Source organism: Paenibacillus rhizoryzae (genome assembly GCF_059686995.1).
In genome coordinates, this window is sequence record NZ_JCAALT010000001.1 from 323,320 (window position 1) to 340,621 (window position 17,302).

General features: G+C 48.8%; 11 protein-coding genes. 10 read left to right on the forward strand and 1 reads right to left on the reverse strand.

The genetic code is table 11. The features are described 5' to 3' along the window. The first annotated feature begins 157 nt into the window (after window positions 1-157). The 4 genes from AC6ESO_RS01455 to AC6ESO_RS01470 are packed head-to-tail and all read left to right on the forward strand — an operon-like array spanning window position 158 to window position 5,785. Window positions 158-592 carry a hypothetical protein gene (locus AC6ESO_RS01455; RefSeq protein WP_497089853.1) on the forward strand — a complete coding sequence of 145 codons (435 nt, stop codon included), beginning with the start codon at window positions 158-160 and terminating at the stop codon, window positions 590-592. Between the two features lie 33 nt (window positions 593-625). Next, a complete protein-coding gene (locus tag AC6ESO_RS01460; RefSeq protein ID WP_497089854.1) occupies window positions 626-1,054 on the forward strand; it encodes a chemotaxis protein CheW in 429 nt (142 codons plus the stop codon). Beyond that, window positions 1,051-3,621 carry a chemotaxis protein CheW gene (locus AC6ESO_RS01465; protein ID WP_497089855.1) on the forward strand — a complete coding sequence of 857 codons (2,571 nt, stop codon included), beginning with the start codon at window positions 1,051-1,053 and terminating at the stop codon, window positions 3,619-3,621. The genes AC6ESO_RS01460 and AC6ESO_RS01465 overlap by 4 nt, the downstream gene beginning before the upstream one ends. Then, the gene (locus AC6ESO_RS01470) at window positions 3,614-5,785 is read left to right on the forward strand and encodes an EAL domain-containing protein (protein WP_497089856.1); all 2,172 of its coding nucleotides are present in this window, start codon (window positions 3,614-3,616) and stop codon (window positions 5,783-5,785) included. Before AC6ESO_RS01465 ends, AC6ESO_RS01470 begins: the two co-directional genes overlap by 8 nt. A 93-nt stretch (window positions 5,786-5,878) precedes the next feature. Here the strand turns inward: AC6ESO_RS01470 and AC6ESO_RS01475 are convergent, their stop codons facing one another. Beyond that, window positions 5,879-6,571: a response regulator transcription factor gene (locus AC6ESO_RS01475; RefSeq protein ID WP_497089857.1), complete on the reverse strand. Its 693-nt coding sequence runs from the start codon at window positions 6,569-6,571 to the stop codon at window positions 5,879-5,881. Between the two features lie 134 nt (window positions 6,572-6,705). Between AC6ESO_RS01475 and AC6ESO_RS01480 the strand changes: the two genes are divergently transcribed. The 6 genes from AC6ESO_RS01480 to AC6ESO_RS01505 all read left to right on the forward strand — a co-directional run bounded on the left by AC6ESO_RS01480 (window position 6,706) and on the right by AC6ESO_RS01505 (window position 17,299). Next, on the forward strand, window positions 6,706-9,891 hold the full coding sequence (locus tag AC6ESO_RS01480; RefSeq protein WP_497089858.1) for a PAS domain-containing hybrid sensor histidine kinase/response regulator: 3,186 nt from the start codon (window positions 6,706-6,708) through the stop codon (window positions 9,889-9,891). 26 nt (window positions 9,892-9,917) lie between these two features. Further along, complete coding sequence (locus tag AC6ESO_RS01485; protein ID WP_497089859.1) at window positions 9,918-11,609, forward strand: methyl-accepting chemotaxis protein; 1,692 nt, start codon at window positions 9,918-9,920, stop codon at window positions 11,607-11,609. A gap of 115 nt (window positions 11,610-11,724) precedes the next feature. Beyond that, window positions 11,725-13,923 carry an ATP-binding protein gene (locus tag AC6ESO_RS01490; protein ID WP_497089860.1) on the forward strand — a complete coding sequence of 733 codons (2,199 nt, stop codon included), beginning with the start codon at window positions 11,725-11,727 and terminating at the stop codon, window positions 13,921-13,923. 186 nt (window positions 13,924-14,109) lie between these two features. After that, the gene (locus AC6ESO_RS01495) at window positions 14,110-14,646 is read left to right on the forward strand and encodes a Pvc16 family protein (protein ID WP_497090469.1); all 537 of its coding nucleotides are present in this window, start codon (window positions 14,110-14,112) and stop codon (window positions 14,644-14,646) included. Between the two features lie 13 nt (window positions 14,647-14,659). Beyond that, entirely contained in the window at window positions 14,660-15,454 is a 795-nt protein-coding gene (locus AC6ESO_RS01500; protein WP_497089861.1) for a hypothetical protein, read from the forward strand. 102 nt (window positions 15,455-15,556) lie between these two features. Next, a complete protein-coding gene (locus AC6ESO_RS01505; RefSeq protein ID WP_497089862.1) occupies window positions 15,557-17,299 on the forward strand; it encodes a phage tail sheath subtilisin-like domain-containing protein in 1,743 nt (580 codons plus the stop codon). Window positions 17,300-17,302: the final 3 nt, after the last annotated feature.

The window sequence follows — 17,302 nt, forward strand, 5'->3', positions numbered from 1 at the left end:
CGTACTAACACTTTCCAAATAAAATCGCCGCAATATCACACAATTCAAACGACGATTAAGAACTTACCAAATATTTAGGTTCTATAATCAGTGTAGTGGTAATTCGAAGGAGGTATGCAATCTTGATACAGGAGAGCATGCGTATAGGTGAACAGATATGAAGCTGCTGGATTTCTATAAAGACCTGTTTGATGAAGCTACGGGTCGATTTGAACCTGTATGGCAAGTCGACGAAGACTATACGCATGGATTCCGATGGACCAAAGAAAATTACCCCATTCATGAGCAGTTTCGCATAACGGATATGGGGGATGAGCCGCCGATTGTGATGTTTTCGGTTGCATTGCCTGATATGTATGCCGAAACGAATGTGTTTGATGAGGTATACCGCTATCCGACGCACAACGAGATGTCGATTGTCATCATGAACCAGAAAATTTGGGTCAACGCCTCGTTATGTACCAGCAAGATGGAGCATTCCATATTGGGTTTTGTGCATAGCGCCAGAAGCGAGATTATGAACATATTTGATTGTGCCATATTGACAATTGACGTTGTTCACATGAAAGAATCCGAGAGATACTTGCCATAAACAACCCATTAAAACCAGTAGGAGGTTCAGACGGTGTCGAATTATATCGTAGTAGGGTTGAATGAAGAGAAGTTTGCACTTCCGATCACAGCTATTCAAGAAATCATAAAGGATATGCCGGTTACGGAGATTCCGGCTGCGAGGGCGCATGTCAGAGGGGTCATTAACCTGCGAGGGACGATTGTGCCGGTCATCGGTCTTCGATCTAAATTCCGAATGATGGAGAGTGCTCCTTCAGCTGCTTCGCGAATCGTAATCGTGCAAACACCGGATGGAGAGCCGGTAGGACTATATGTCGATCGTGTAGAACAAGTCGCTTTCTTCTCGGAAATAATGCCTACTCCGGACGGCATCGGCGGAGCGAACGCCGGCTATTTGTCAGGGATCGGGAAAATCAATGAGCAATTGGTCAGCATCCTCCACTTGCCGGCCATTCTTAATACAGGAGGTGGACTTGGATGAGTGAATCTTTCGCAATGACCTATCTGGGCGTATTCCTGGATGAATTGGAAGAACAGCTGCAGGTGCTGGATGAATCGATTCTGGAGCTGGAGAATGGCGGCAATTCGCCGGAGACCATACAAACGATCTTCCGGGCAGCACATACATTGAAAGGTTCATCCGCCGCGATGGGCTTCCACTCCATGAAAGAAGTGACGCATAAGGTTGAAAGTGTATTCGAATTGCTACGGCAGAATCGCCTGCTTGTCAGCAAGTCGCTAATCAACGTATTGTTCCAATGCATCGATTATTTGAAAGCGAAGAAAGAAACGCTGCGCAAAGGCGATTTCAATGATGAACCGATTGAAACGCTTGTTGAACTGCTTGATGGTATTATGAATGACCAGCCTGAAACGGTTAGTGTAGCGCCGGGTAATAACACGGGGAATGAAGCCAAATCGCAGCTTTTCCAAGGGTGGAGCGAATCGGAGATCGCACTTCGTAACGAGAAACAGAGCGAAGGCATTCCTTCCTACGAAGTAAGTATTACGCTGGCTGAACATGTGGACATGCCTACCGTGAAAGCGATGGTCATTCTGCGAAATCTCGGGGAGCTTGGCGAAGTAATTGGAACGACTCCGCCGATTGGCATGTGGGAGCAGGAAGAGCTGCTGCGCTCCGAACCGATTTACTTCTTGCTTGCGACGGTATCCTCGGAATCGGACATTATTCGTAAAGTAGAAGAAGCATCGCAAATCTCCGAGTTTAGCGTGAAGTCGCTGATGGTCGAAGGAGCGCAAGCTGCAAGCCCGACGAAGGTCGTGAATCAGCCCATCCTCAGCGCGGAGCAATCTACAATGGCAGGCGCATCATTCACCGGAGATCAGACGGCCGGCGCTGCGCAGTCAGATGCCAAAGTACAAATTCAACATACGGTGCGAGTAGATGTCAACCGTTTGGAGCATCTGCTTAATTTGGTTGGAGAACTGATTATCGACAACACAAGAATTAGGGAAGTGCGCAGACGGTTCGAGGAACGCTTTAAGCTGGAGCCGGAAACGGTGTTATTAGGCGAAATTACGGATCATCTGGGCCGAGTGATCGCTGAGCTGCAAGAAGGCACGATGAAGACAAGAATGATGCCGATCGAACAGCTGTTTAATCGATTCCCCCGGTTGGTGAGAGACGTTGCCGACCAATCCGGCAAAGAAGTGTCGTTTATTCTGGAAGGAAAAGAAACAGAGCTGGACCGCACACTCATTGAAGAAATCGGCGATCCGCTCATTCACATTATACGGAATGCGATTGACCATGGCTTGGAAACGCCCGAAGCCCGTGAGAAGCTTGGCAAGAACCGCAAAGGTAATCTGCTGCTTCGTGCCAGTCATCAAGAGAATGCCATCGTCATTACGCTCGCAGATGACGGACGCGGGATTGACCTGACTCGGATCAAGCAGAAAGCGATTCAGAAAGGATTTATTTCGGAAGATGAAGCGGCGCGGATGTCGGATAAAGAAATCATCGGTTTGATTTTCCACTCGGGCATGTCGACCGCGGAGCAAGTGACAGAGCTGTCAGGACGCGGCGTCGGCATGGATATCGTTCGGTCTCATATTGAGAAGCTGAACGGTATTATCAATATAGAGACAACACCCGGCGAAGGCACAGTATTTACCATCAAACTTCCGCTTACTTTAGCCATTTCCCGATCGCTGCTTGTTCAGTTGGGCAAGCATACATTGGCCATTCCGCTTACGAATGTCGTAGAAACGTTCCGGTTAACGCCGAATGATGTGCAGATCGTCAATGGTGAGGAAGTGTGCGTCGTTCGTGGTGAAATATTGCCGCTTGTCCGTATGCATCGTCGCCTAGGTACTTCGGAGAATGAGAGCAGTGCCAAAGGTTACGCCGTTATGATCGGTCTTGCCGAGAAGCGAGTTTGTCTGTACGTGGATAAACTGATCGCAAACCAAGAGATTGTCATGAAGTCATTAGGCTCCTATTTGGGACAAGTCGCCTACGTTTCCGGTGCAACCATTCTCGGTGATGGCAGAATCGCCTTAATTCTTGACGTGAATGCCGTCATTCGCGATTCCGGCGCAACGATCAGGAAGAGTGATAACAGCGAACAGCAGGCTTCCAGCCGCAAGGTTAAACTGGTTACCTTTGATTTGGAGAAGGAACATTACGCCCTTGATATCAACCGGGCCAAAGAGATCATCAAGGTGCCGTCGATCCTTAGAATGGCAAACGCTCCTGCTGAGGTGCTCGGTCTGATGAATTTGCGCGGAGAGCTGCTTCCGGTCATCGATATTAAAACCTGCTTAGGCATGTATTCTACTGAACCGGATCAGCATTCCCGGATCATTATCTTGAACGAGGATGGACGCGACATCGGTATATTGGTTGATCGCGTGAAAGAAGTACTGCACGTTCGGCACAACCAGATAGAATCAGCCCCTAAAGATTTCGCGATGATATCGGAACAATATATTGGCGGCATTTGTAAAACCGATGACCAACTTGTGATCATTTTGAAACTCGATAGAATGCTGCGGTTGAGGGGCTGGGATCTAATCCATGCGTAAATTTCTAGGCTTGATGGAACGACCGGAGAAATACGGCGTATTGGTCGTTGATGATTCTGCCGTGATGCGGCGAATGATCATAACGCTCATTGAGAAGGACCCTAAACTATGGGTCATGGGTACGGCTGCAAACGGACAGGAGGCGCTCGACCAATTGGTCGAGCTCCAGCCTGATCTTGTGACGATGGATATTGAAATGCCTGTGCTCGATGGCCTTACAACCTTGAGCCAATTAATGATCCATTATCCTATCCCCGTGATCATGCTTAGCAGCTACACCGATGAAGGGTCATCACCCGCGTTGGCGGCACTTTCGAAGGGTGCCGCAGATTTTTTTCATAAAGACACACTGTTTCAATTTCCTCACAATGAGCAAGTCGAAGAGGAATTTCTGCTTCGTTGCCATGCGGCGATCGAAGCGAAACCATTCTGGAAGAAGCTTGAGCAGGATGAATTGACTAATCGGGAATTCAAGCTGCTGCTGGAGTTTATGACTGGCTGTCTCGTTGGTGAGAATACGATTCATGAAGAATTGAACCGTACGATGAGACTCTTGAATGGGATATATGCTTCGGTGATCAAGGTTGACGGACAATTTACGTTCATGGACTTTAAAGGTGAGTTGCTTTACCGGTTTGGAAAGTCCAGCCAAAGTTTTGTCGGGCAGCCGATTGATCGTGTATTCCAGCCTGAAAATGCGGCGATTCTAAATGAGCAGTTTCAGCGGGCATGGAATGGCGATCAGTGCACCAGCTTTGAGATGGAATGGAAGAAAGCTTGTTTCCTGCTCGTTTTACGGCCTCTGCGAGTAAATGGGATTGTGAAGGAGCTTATCGGCGTTTGCTTCGAAGTGACGGATCAGAAGCGCATGGAAGAGAAGGTTCATTTTCTGCTTAATCATGATCAGTTGACAGGTCTGCCCAATCGGAATCAGCTTCAAGATGAGATGGAGCGAGTCAATACGCGGTATGATCGATTCGCTGTGATGTATTTTAATTTCGATCACTTTAAATTAATTAATGATTCTATCGGACATCAGAAGAGCGATTCCCTGCTTCAATTATTCTCGAGACGGCTGAAGCGGATTACAGATGATAAAACGATGATCATTCGGGCAGGTACTGACGACTTTATTTGCATTATTGGAGATGCCTCCGCGGAAATTACGTACCAGAAGGCGCAGAATCTATTGGATACGATTAGGACGCCGGTTATGCTCGACGGTCAAGAGATTCATATGACGGCAAGCATTGGGATCAGTCAATACCCGGGGGATCATCGAGATAAAGAGATGCTCATTCGTTATGCCCATATGGCGATGAATATCGCGAAGAGCGATGGCGGCAATCGTCTTCAATTTTATGAGCCGCGTTTCCATGAACAAATCCATCGTAAGATGGATATTGAGAACCGGCTTCGCAAAGCGATTGAACGCAAGGAGTTTCTGCTGCATTTTCAGCCCATCCTCAATGGCAGAGATCGTCTTATAACAGGCCTTGAATGTTTAATTCGCTGGCAAAGCCCGGAGCTCGGCCGCGTATCACCGGCAGAATTCATTCCGATTGCAGAAGAGACCGGACTGATTCATTCGATCGGAGAATGGGTGCTGCTGGAAGCTTGCCGGCAAAACAAACGCTGGCAGGAGGAAGGGCTGCCGCAAATTCCGATTGCGGTTAATTTATCGACGCAGCAGTTTAACGACGGTAAAATCATCGAACGCATTGAGAATATATTGAATGAGACCGGGCTGGAAGCGCAGTACTTGGTGATCGAGATTACCGAGAGTATGACGATGAATAAGCATCATGCCCTAACGTTATTGCGGAACTTGAAGAATCTTGGCGTTTCCATTGCGATCGACGATTTCGGCACAGGCTATAGCTCTCTTAGCTATCTTAGCGAGCTGCCGATCGACAAGCTGAAAGTAGATCAATCCTTCGTGAAGGGGATGGACCTGCACAATGTGAATGCCTCGATTGTAAATACCATTATTACAATGGCGGAGAACTTGAAGCTGCAGGTTATCGCTGAAGGGGTCGAAACGGAAGAGGAGTGTAAGCTGCTGCTTCAATATGGCTGCATGACGATGCAAGGTTACTTGTTTGGGCATCCGATGGGGCCGGAAGCCGTTAAAGAACTGTTGACCATGGAACAGCTTGTCTAGAGCGCAAATTAGATAGGCCGTATACGAGAAGAATCCAGTAACGGTACGTTACTGGATTCTTTGTTGTAAGGACGGCAACAGCGTATTCGTATGTTACATGATTAGTTTATAGCCAACGCCCCAAACGGTCTTAATAATTTCGGGCTGCTTCGGATTCTCTTCTATCTTCTTACGTAAATTCGTTACATGGAAATCAATGGAGCGTTCGTTAATGAAAGAATCATAGCCTCGCAAGCTATTGACGAGGGCTTCTCTGCTAAAGACTTTCCCGGGAGAGTGGAACATCAGGCGCAAGATTTCAAATTCGGAGAAGGTCGTCTCGATCATATCGCCATGGATGAGAATATGTCTGCTGTCCATATCCAAATTGATACGTTTCAAGGTATCGCCGGACAATCGGTCATTGTCCGCTTCAACAGGCTTGGGCGAGGTTCGACGAAGGACCGTTTCAATGCGGGCTTTCAACTCCTGCAAACTGAAAGGCTTGCATATGAAATCATCGGCTCCTTCGGTTAACGAATGAATCTTCATCGAAACTTTCGTTTCGCTGGAAATGACGATGATGGGGATTGTCGTAAATTGTCTAAACAAAACACAGGGATTAGCATCCTGGGTATCCGGCAGAATCAGATCAAGCACGATGAGATCCGGCGGGTCAGACTGCAGGGAAGCAATTCCACTCGCGGCAGTCGACATCCGCGTCACGTTATAGCCTTCTTCTCTTAAGTAAAGCGAAAGCATATCGCCGAAAATGATATCGTCTTCAACAATCAACAAATTCGTCAAACAATAACATCCCCTTGCAAATAAACATAGTCTTGTATTTTTCGGACAGGTTAAGTATCGTTGTAAGTATCATTATATATTGTCGAATCGTGTCAGTCTATCTCCTTTCGCGTCGAATAAGAGGAGGGAATTTCATGTATAAGGATTTATTGTTTAATTTTACCTTACTCGGCCTATGTGTTTTCCTCGTCACGCGCTTATATGTCAAACTAAAGTCCGGCTCCCGCTTGCGGCTCATTATCGTCATGGGTATTTCTAACGGCTTGGCTGCGATTCTCTTAGGCCAGTTTGGCTATGATATTGGTCATGGGATATCAGTCGATCTGAAGACGATTGCGATCTTCATAGCCGCTGAGCTTGGTGGACCGTTTGGTGCGATCATCACTTTTATCGCAATGATGGTGTTCCGAGCAGCACATGATGCCATTTACTTCTACCACATCGCCAGCGTCGGTTTCTTCATTCTCTTAATCTGTATCGTTCTGCACCGCTATGTCGCAAATTATTGGACACGATGGTGCCTGATGATCCTATCTCCCCTCCTTTGTATCCTCATTTATGATTTGTTATTTGATGCAATCACGTCTGAATCCGAATTAATGCTCTGGTCTTGTTATGTCATGTTAGGTGGTGCGCTTGTCGCGGCTTTCCTGCAATATCTGCTGAGCTCAGATGCCTATCGATCGGAGCTGCAAGGTGTCAAAACCGATTTATCCGAAATGTTGAACAATCAGCCGGGATTCTCCTTTAAGTTGATTCGCCGAAAAAACAGTTTTATCTTCTCCGTCATGGGAGGGCAGCTGCTGCCGCATATCGCATTAAAACCTTCCGATTTCTTGGGTAAATCGATAGAGGAAGTGACAGCACTCTCGAAAGAAACAAACCGGTTCCTTGAAGAGCGTTATGTAGATGCCTGGAAGGGAACTATGCAGACCTACGAACTGAGTATTGAAGACAGAATTTTCATGACAAGGCTGTGCCCCGTCTATACCCATGGTGTTGTTACAAGTGTAATTGGCTCGGTCACCGATATTACAGAGCTGAAAGCAGCGCAAAATCGAATTCAGGAGAGTGAGGAGCGCTACAAAGTTATTGTAGAGAGCTCGCAGGATTGCATCGTTAGTTTAACACCTCAGGGAGAGATTATTTCCATTAATGCTAAAGGACTGAGTGTGTTCGAATGCAATGAAATGCCGCAGCTGAGCAGTTTGCATGAAGTGCTCGATATCGAGGATTGGATCGGCTGGGACGCCAAGTTTGCAAGCGCATTATCCAACCTGCAGGTAGAAGTGTTTGAGGCAAAAATAAGAGTGAAATCAGGACAAACGATCGATTATTATGTGACGCTCTCGCCGATTGTTGGAACTGAGCTGGAGGTTGTAGGCTTGACTGCAACCTTGCATGATCTATCTGCACTAAAACGAAGGCAAGAAGCCGATCAAGCCAATAAAGCCAAAAGCCAGATTATGGCCAAGGTGAGCCATGAAATTCGCACACCGCTCAATGGGATCATCGGCCTCTCGCGCTTGCTGCTCAATACGGAGTTGTCATTTGTCCAGAAGGATTACACGGATAAAATTATAACTTCCTCGCATTTGCTGCTTGGATTGATTAACGATATTTTGGACCTTTCCAAGCTCGAAGCCAGCAAGATGATGCTGGAGCAAAACTCGTTCAATTTGGATGACATGCTCTGTGAAATTACAAATACACTCAGTGTGTTAATGGACAAAAAGCAAATTGAAATTATTTTGGATACACCTGCGGAGCTTCCGGACCTTGTGCTTGGTGATCCGCTTCGGATGAAACAGACATTGCTGAACTTATGCAGCAACGCGATTAAGTTTACGGAGCTTGGCTATGTTCGCATTCAAGTAAAGCTTGTGAAACAGACGGACAGTACATTGTCGCTTCGTTTCCTGGTTGAGGATACCGGAATCGGGTTGTCAGAGGGGCAGATCAGCAGGCTGTTTGAACCGTTCTGGCAGGGTGATTATTTAAATCAGCACAGCGGAACCGGGCTTGGCTTGTCGATTGCCTATCAGCTTGTCGGCTTGATGGGCGGGGAGCTCCAAGTGGAGAGTATGTGGGGTGTCGGCAGTAAGTTTTCGTTCATGCTGGAGTTTCCGATTGTGCAAAATTGCAACCCGGACAGCTGGGATTTGACGCTTATCGGCGGGCAGCTGCATGTCCTTGTAGTCGAGGATCATGAGGTCGCCCAAGAAAGCTTGAGTCAGATGCTGGAATCCTTCTCCTGTATTGTCAGTACGGCGAACAATTGGAACAGCATGTTCAAGAAGCTGGAAGAGAGTAATGAGGTGCTCGGCCCAATTACATGTATCGTTCTGGACATGGAAATTGACGATATGTACGGTTATTATTCTTGGGAAGAGCTAATACGCATCACTAGAAAACGAGGTATACATATGATTACGTTATCGACAGCCTATGCGAGAGAAGAGCTGCTGTCGATGATGAAGGACGATTATCCCGATGACATGCTCATCAAACCGATTAGCCGCAAAGAGCTTTTCCGAACAATGAACTCGCTTCTCTATCCATCGCTGAAGCGTCGGTCAGGCCTTAGCGATTCATTCACCGTGAAGAGCAAGTCGATCCATTTGCTGCTCGTGGAAGACAACTTTATTAATCAGCAAGTAGCTCGTGAAACACTGCTTATGCATGGTTTTCAAGTAACCGTGGCGAGTTCCGGCCAAGAAGCGCTAGAGCTGCTGGAAACGACAAATGTGGATCTGGTGCTGATGGATATTTTCATGCCGGAGATGGATGGCGTAGAGACGACCATGCAGATTCGCTGTAATGATGCTTATAAACAGATTCCAATCGTGGCTCTGACGGCTAATATGCTCAAAGAAGATCATGATACGTACATTGCGGCCGGGATGAATGAAGTGATCCTCAAACCGCTAGATAGTAACCAGCTTCTGTCCGTGATCCAGAAATGGCTGCCAATGAAGGCTGCTCCCGCAGGGATTCCGCTGGATAAATTACGAGAGCGACTGGATGGAAATACAGCCATTATGGATCATGTGCTGAAGCTGTTTAAGAAGGAATACGAACATTTTACCGGACATGCCCTCATTGATCTGGAAGAAGGAAACGTTGTGAAAGTGAAACGGGATGTACATACGTTAATTGGCGTAGCCCGTAACTTAATGGCGGACGAGCTTGCGCAAGCTGCAGCGCTATTCGAGGAGGTGTTGATCGAGGACGCGGCAAACTGCAAAGGCCAATTGCTAGAGGTTCAGCGCATATTACGCCAGACCATTGATTCCATTCCTGAAGAAGTACAGTACTAAACAGTCAACAATAGGGGGTATTGGGAATGAATATTCGTACGAAGCTGCTAGGGTCTTTTGCACTTGTTATCGTTCTGATGGTCGCACTGGGTTTGCTGGCTTATACGCATATGACGCAAACGAAGACATCTTATACGGAGATGCTGCAGGATGGGGATGTTCGCTATCAGCTCAAATCCTTGCAAAATACAATAACCGGTATGTCTAACGATGAGCGTGCTTTGTTACTGTCAAAGGACAAGCAGTTCGAAAGTGAAATCGCGGATAAGAATAAAGCAGTTGAAGATTTGCTTGCGAAGATTCTCTCCAATCCGACTTTGGATGAAGAGAATAAACAAACGATCGAACAAATCAAAGTAGTGTTCGCAAAGTTCCATACCGCTAGTACACAAACATTGGAGCTTATGAATGCGGGGAAGAGCAAGGAGGCGCTGGCGCTTCATTTCGGAGAGGAACGGTCGTCGCGCAAAGAGATTGAGAAGATTAACGATGCATTGCTTGCCAGTGTCGATGAAGAGATGGCAGCTGACGTCATTGACCGTGATCTAGAGGCGAAGACTCAAAATTTATGGATGATGAGTTTATTCGCTGCAGCGCTGCTCGCCGCAATCATCCTGGGTTTGCTGCTCACGCGCTCCATTACAAGACCGCTAAAAGTAATCAATAAGCAGCTCCGTGAAATTGCCGATGGCCGCGGCGATTTAAGCCGCGATCTGGAGATTCGTACCCAGGGTGAGCTTGCTGAACTGGCGACATCCTTCAACCTCATGATTGCGAATTTACGAATGATTCTGTCCAGAGCCATGGGTACCGCGAAGCAGGTGTCGTTCTCCTCCGTACAGCTTAGTGAGAGCGCGGAACAGACAACGCGGGCAACGGAGAATATCGTAGAAGCGACGCAGTTTATCGCTATTCGTGCAGAACAAGAACAGGAGCAGCTGGCCTCTGCTATCGACGCGATTTCGCAAATGTCCGAAGGAATCGGCAGCGTGTCGGAAGCGAATGAGGAAGTAGCCAAGCTTGCATCCGCAGCCTCCGAATCTTCTGCGCAAGGGACTCAATCTATTAAAGAAGTGCTTCATGAGATGAAGGAAATTCATGAACATGTGCAGGATGCTTCCGGAGTTATTCTATCTCTTGAGAAACAGTCCCAAGAGATAGGCGGAATTACGGGCATGATCTCAGAGGTGGCTAACCGAACGAATCTGCTAGCGCTAAATGCGTCGATTGAAGCTTCGCGTGCGGGGGAGCATGGCAGAGGTTTTGCAGTCGTTGCCCTTGAGATCCGGAAGCTGGCGGAGCAGTCTAAGGTTTCCGCGCAGCAAATTACAGAGCTGATTCAAGAGATATTAAGTCGTGTGAATCAGGCTGTTGTGAGCATGAACAACGTATCGAAGAAGGCGAGCAGCGGGCTTGTGAAAACAACACAGGTAGATCGCTTGTTTCAATCGATCGAGACGAGCATTGAAGCGGTATCGACGCGAGTTCAACATACGTCCGAGACGACGAGTGAGCTTGCGGAATCAAGCCGCAGCATTGTTCGGATGGCCGAGACCGTTGCCGCGGCGAGCAACGAAGTAGCCGCGTCTTGCCAGAACAATTCGGCGGCAACAGAGGAGCAGCTGGCTACGATGGAGGAGATTTCATCTGCTTCCTTGGAGCTGACGAAGCTGGCTGATGATTTGCATGCCGTACTTAATGGATTTAAGCTTAGTTGATCCATGGAAATGAAGTAAATCAATGACTAAGGGAGCTCTCGTAGAGAGCTCTCTTTCAGTGTAAGATAGAATCAGTTATATGACGAAAAAGCGCGAACGGAGTCGATTGGGAGCGATGAAGCTACAACCTTATAGGAGCGGAATTGAGCATTGGAGTGATGAGCTTCGTAAGCTTGACTTGATGATTACCTTTAAGCTGCAATGCAAAATCGAGCTGGAGGACGATGAGAATCCGCTGGATCCGATGCGAGGACTGCTCATTACGGATGATGAAGTGCAGCGTCTCCTTCGTACAAATGGTCAAGGTGGAGTCGGGAGCATCGGCGTACTTCCGCCGTCACTTGCCGGGATGCAAGACGAAATTACGGAGCTTAGCGCGATCATTGCTGCACGGCTCCGACTAGCCGAAGAATCCACTGGCGGCTGGCAGCCTGCATTGTTGCGACTTGCGACTCGGTTTAATCTTAATCGGTTTGAGCTGGCGGTAGTCGTTATGGCGCTTGCGCCGGAGTATAACCGGAAATATGAGAAGCTGTACGGTTATTTGCAAGATGATGTGACATGTAAGCTGCCGACAGTTGATTTGGCACTGCGGCTGTTATGCGACAACGAGTCGGAGCGCTATGCTGCAAGGACTGCCTTCCAAGCGGAGCAGCCGCTGCAGCGCTGGTTGCTTGCAGCTGATGAGGGGGATGCAACATCGACTCTCGCTCGGCCTCTGCGACTGGATGGACGAGTTGTCTCATTCTTGCTCGAAGCGGAATCCTTTGACGGACGGCTGGAAGGATGGGTCGATCGCTTTGAAGTTGAAGCGGGTGGAGAAGGGGAGGAGCTTCAACCGCTACTAATCGGGGCTTCCAAGCAAGGGGAGATGCGCAGATTTGCAGAGCTGCAAATTGAAGCAGGAAACCCGGCCGTGCTTCATCTGTATGGTGCCGGCGGATCCGGAAAGCAATTGCATGCGAAGCATTTGGCCGCATCGTTGAACCGGCCGTTGCTGCTACTGCAAGGGGATAGCCTGGAAGCCGAGCGCAGCATGCCAGTCACGGTGCTGCGTCAATTGTTCCGTGAGGCGAAGCTGACAGACGCCGTTATCGGGATTGCAGGCGGTGATCACTTCATGTCGCCGGATGGCAAGCTGGCGATGTATCGAACCGTGATGGAGCAATGGATTCGTCGAAGCGGCGGACTATTGCTGTGGCTATCGCGGGAACGTGCACATTACAGCGGGCTGCCCGTTCCGGAACAGTCAGTCATCTATCAAGTTGAGCTGACTCCGCCAACGATTGAAGAGCAGCGCATGCTGTGGCGGATCTGGGGAGAAGAGAGCGCCGCAGCTTCGGATTCGGCGGAAGCGATGGCCGATAAGTTTCGACTGTCACCGGGGCAAATCAACCGTGCTGTTCACGAAGCCAAGAGGCTTGCCGAGCACGAAGGCGCCGATTATACGGATGAGCTGCATTTCGAGCGAGGAGCTGCTGTGCAGTTGAACCACGAGCTTGAGAAGAAGGCGAAGAAGCTGAACCCGCGCTATACGTTCGAGGATCTGATCCTCCCGCACGAGCATCTTGATTTGCTTCGACAGGCTTGCAATATGATGAAGTACAGACGTGATGTGTATGGAACTTGGGGATTTGATCGGAAGCTTTCCTATGGCAAAGGACTCAGTATGATGTTCGCCGGACCGCCCGGAACGGGCAAAACAATGGCGGCAGAAGTTGCGGCCAATGAACTGCGACTCGAAGCCTACAAAATCGATCTCTCCCAGGTCATCAGCAAATATATCGGGGAGACCGAGAAAAACCTGCATGAAATCTTCAAGGAAGCCCAGCGAACGAACGCGATCCTGTTCTTCGATGAGTCTGATGCCCTGTTCGGCAAGCGATCTGAGGTAAAAGACGCACATGACAAATATGCCAACGTGGAAACCGCCTACCTGCTGCAGAAGATGGAAGAATACGAAGGCGTCTCTATTCTGGCAACGAACTTTCAGCAAAATATAGATGATGCTTTTCTGCGAAGAATCAACATTGTCGTTAAGTTTCCGTTTCCGGATGCCGAACACCGGGAGAAGCTGTGGCGTACGATGTTCCCAGCAGCGACACCGCTTGCGAGCGATGTCGATTTCGCTGCACTCGCTTCAAGAATTGAAGTCGCAGGCGGTAATATCAAAAATATCGTGCTTACGGCAGCCTTCATGGCGGCAGCGGCGGGACGCTCGGTTGGGATGCGAGAATTGGTCGCTTCCGCGCGCCAAGAACTGAAAAAAACAGGGAAAATTCTGGTGAACAGTGAATGGGACAGCTTTTTTTAATAATTGCCAGCAATCTAGTAAATTTACGTGGTCATCCGACATTTTAAACGATATAATAGGAAAATAGTTTGGTATATTTTGATGAACTTTGTTGAATATTGACGAATTACATATAAAGCCTCATACGGCGGCTACGGAGGGATAGTTATCGGGACTTATTCCGCGATCGCAGATGCCGGCGCATCGCTGCTCAAGCTGCTGCGAGAGAATATGACACCGGAGCCGGTCGCGCAATCCGAATTGATCGGAATGGCTTCCCCTGCAGACAAAGGCGACCTTGTTCTATCGCTCTATCTCTACCGAATTACGGAGAACAGCGAGGCAAGGCGCAACGAAATGCAGGCTCGGGGAAGCGGCATGATGCAATTCCCGCCGATGGCAGTAGATTTGCACTATATTGTTACTCCCTATTCAAGCGCAGATTTGCACTCCAGGACGCTTGATGAACATGTCATTATTGGACGTGCCTTACAGGTGCTGCATGATCATGCAATAATACGCGGGGGTTATTTGCAAGGGTCGCTGGCAGAAAGCAACGAAGAGCTGCGGGTAGTCGTGGAATCGCTTCCCGTTGATATTCTGACAGGACTTTGGAATTTCGGTGATATGCCTTACAAGATGTCATTGCCGATTCGAGTAGGACCGGTGAACGTAGACTCAACCAGATTGAAATCGACTACGCGCGTCGTGGAGCGTCATATCAAGCTCGAAGAGAAAGGCTAAGGAGGGCGTTTCTTTGGGAATACACAAGACGCGCTGCTCTGTAGTGCTTCTGCTGCGAGATGCATACACAGGCTTGAAGCCTGCTCCTTCTTCTGTTTCGATTCAAGTAGAAGGCTCACATTTCGCTAAACCAATTGTGAAATTGGAAGAAGGGTTATGGGTATTTACCGATCTGGTTCAGGATCCGGCTATCATCACTATCGAATCGCCGATCTATTGCAAGCAAACGCTCACGATCATATTAGCTGAGCTTAATCCGCTTGATCCGATCGTTACGGTCTCCCTGCTCCCGGGACGTTCGTATCCGCTGCCTCCTGATGCCACAGTGCTGACAGGGCGATTGCTCGGCGCAGCAGGCATGTCCCTTGAAGGCATTACCGTGCGGGCCGCTCTCTGTGACGAGCGCGGCGCGAAGGCCAGACTTACTGCTGATGCATTACCCGGTTCAACCGAGATTGAAACAGCTCCTATACTGGGGAAAGTTTCCGAAGGCGATCATTATACGATTCGCAGCAGGGAAGGTCAAGTGATAGAAGAATGCCTGCTAGCAGGCTTCGGTACGGATAGACGGAAATTCAAGTTAACCCATCCGCTTCAATTCGCTGTCCCGAGAGGTAGCTTACTGCTGCCGATTGTAACCGCCATCAGCGATGCCTCAGGCGCGTTTCGAATCGTGTTTCGTTCTCCGATGCCGAGCTCCGCATTTAAAGTTGAAGTCAGAGCAAGCTTTATGCAGCTTAAGCACGATAGCGCGCACGTCCTTCAAGCAGGGGTTAATCAGGTTCAAGATCCATTCATTCTTACATAGAGCAACATCTGACATGTGTGTAGGTTCATTGATGCCGTCCAGTGCCCGTGGGTGCGGGGTATCAGTTTATCTTAAATAAAGTTCAACAAGCGGGAGGGGCATATGGCAGAATATTTGTCGCCTGGAGTGTATGTCGAAGAGTTTGAGAGTGGTGCTCAGCCGCTTGAAGGGGCTAGCACAAGCACGGCCGGATTTATTGGTCTTGCGCAACGCGGAGCCGTGGAAGGCTTGCCGCAGCTCGTAACAAGTATCGCTGAATTCCAGCGTGTGTTCGGCTCTTACTTGTCCGAGAATGCTTTCGGATCGTATCGTTTTCTAGCTTACGCAGTCGATCAGTTTTTCACGAACGGCGGTTCACGTTGCTATGTCATGCGCGTAGCACCTTCGGATGCTAAGCCTGCCAGCAACACGACACCTGAATCGGCAATTCTTGCGCTTACTGCCAAGAACCCCGGTGCTTGGGGCAATCAGATTCGCGTTGGAATCGTTCCTTCAAGCAAAGCAAAGACACAAATTTATGAAGTGCTCGGTACGCCGGGCGAGTCGAAACGTTACCGCGTCAAGAACAATGCCGGTTTTAATCCCGGCGATGTTGTTGCATTCGATGACGGCACAGGCAAGCAATACAACCGCATCCTCTCCTCACAAGACAACCTAATCGAGCTTGAATCGCCGCTTTCCGGCGAAGCAGAAGTTGTTGACAACCAACTGCTTCCGACTAAAGTGCTTACGACAAGCGAGTTTACGATTCATATTTTCTCCGGCGACGAAATCGAGACCTTCGAGAAGCTGTCGCTGAACGTTTCCGCTGCTAACCATGTTGACAAAATTCTTGCTCGTTCCGGTATTGTTACGGCGCAAGATTTGAGCCAAGGTACGGCAGGAGAAGCTATTGCACCTTTCACTGTTATCAGTGGACTGCCGGAAGAAGCAGGCAAATACGATGTTATCTTCGGCGGTGGCAGTGATGGCTCCCTTGCTAATCTTAGCGCAGGCGACTTTATGGGTGAAGACCGCGGTCCGGGTAAGAGAACGGGTATCCAGGCGTTCATCGATAATGACGTAGTCAGCATTATGGCTGTACCGGGTGTAACAGATCCTAACGTACAACTGGCACTCGTTGCCCATTGCGAGAATCTTGGCAGCCGTTTTGCAATTCTTGATATCCCGCGCGAGAAAACAAAAGTAGCTGACGTGATGACGCACCGGAATATTTTCGATTCCAGCTATTGTGCGATGTACAATCCTTGGCTGCAAGTGTTTGATCCGCTGGACAAACGCAATATCTTCATTCCGCCATCCGGTACGGTTGCAGGGATTTACTCCCGTTCCGACCAGACGCGCGGCGTTCAGAAAGCTCCTGCCAACGAAGTGCTTCGCGGCGTAGTGGGCTTGGAAGTGCAGTACAACAAAGGGGAACAGGATATTTTGAACCCGGCCGGCGTTAACTTGATCCGTCACTTTACAGGTCAAGGCACGCGCGTATGGGGTGCACGCACCTGTTCGTCCAATGGCTTATGGAAATATGTCAACGTACGCCGCTTGTTTATTTTCTTGGAGGAATCCATCAAGAACGGCACGAACTGGGTCGTCTTTGAACCGAACAATGATCAGCTGTGGGCACGTGTACAACGGACGATTGACGCTTTCTTGACACGCGTTTGGCGTGATGGCGCTTTGCTTGGTAACAGTGCATCGGAAGCGTTCTACATTAACATTGGACGCGAAACGATGACGCAGGATGATATCGACAACGGCCGACTGGTTTGCGTAATCGGCGTCGCTCCTGTGAAACCGGCAGAGTTCGTTATTTTCCGTATCACTCAGAAAACCGGCTCCGAGTAGACG

Excerpts from the sequence above, each read along its gene's own strand:
- AC6ESO_RS01455 (WP_497089853.1), top strand. The coding sequence starts at position 158 with ATGAAGCTGCTGGATTTCTATAAAGACCTGTTTGATGAAGCTACGGGT.
- AC6ESO_RS01465 (WP_497089855.1), top strand. The coding sequence starts at position 1,051 with ATGAGTGAATCTTTCGCAATGACCTATCTGGGCGTATTCCTGGATGAA.
- AC6ESO_RS01470 (WP_497089856.1), top strand. The coding sequence starts at position 3,614 with ATGCGTAAATTTCTAGGCTTGATGGAACGACCGGAGAAATACGGCGTA.
- AC6ESO_RS01480 (WP_497089858.1), top strand. The coding sequence starts at position 6,706 with ATGTATAAGGATTTATTGTTTAATTTTACCTTACTCGGCCTATGTGTT.
- AC6ESO_RS01485 (WP_497089859.1), top strand. The coding sequence starts at position 9,918 with ATGAATATTCGTACGAAGCTGCTAGGGTCTTTTGCACTTGTTATCGTT.
- AC6ESO_RS01490 (WP_497089860.1), top strand. The coding sequence starts at position 11,725 with ATGAAGCTACAACCTTATAGGAGCGGAATTGAGCATTGGAGTGATGAG.
- AC6ESO_RS01505 (WP_497089862.1), top strand. The coding sequence starts at position 15,557 with ATGGCAGAATATTTGTCGCCTGGAGTGTATGTCGAAGAGTTTGAGAGT.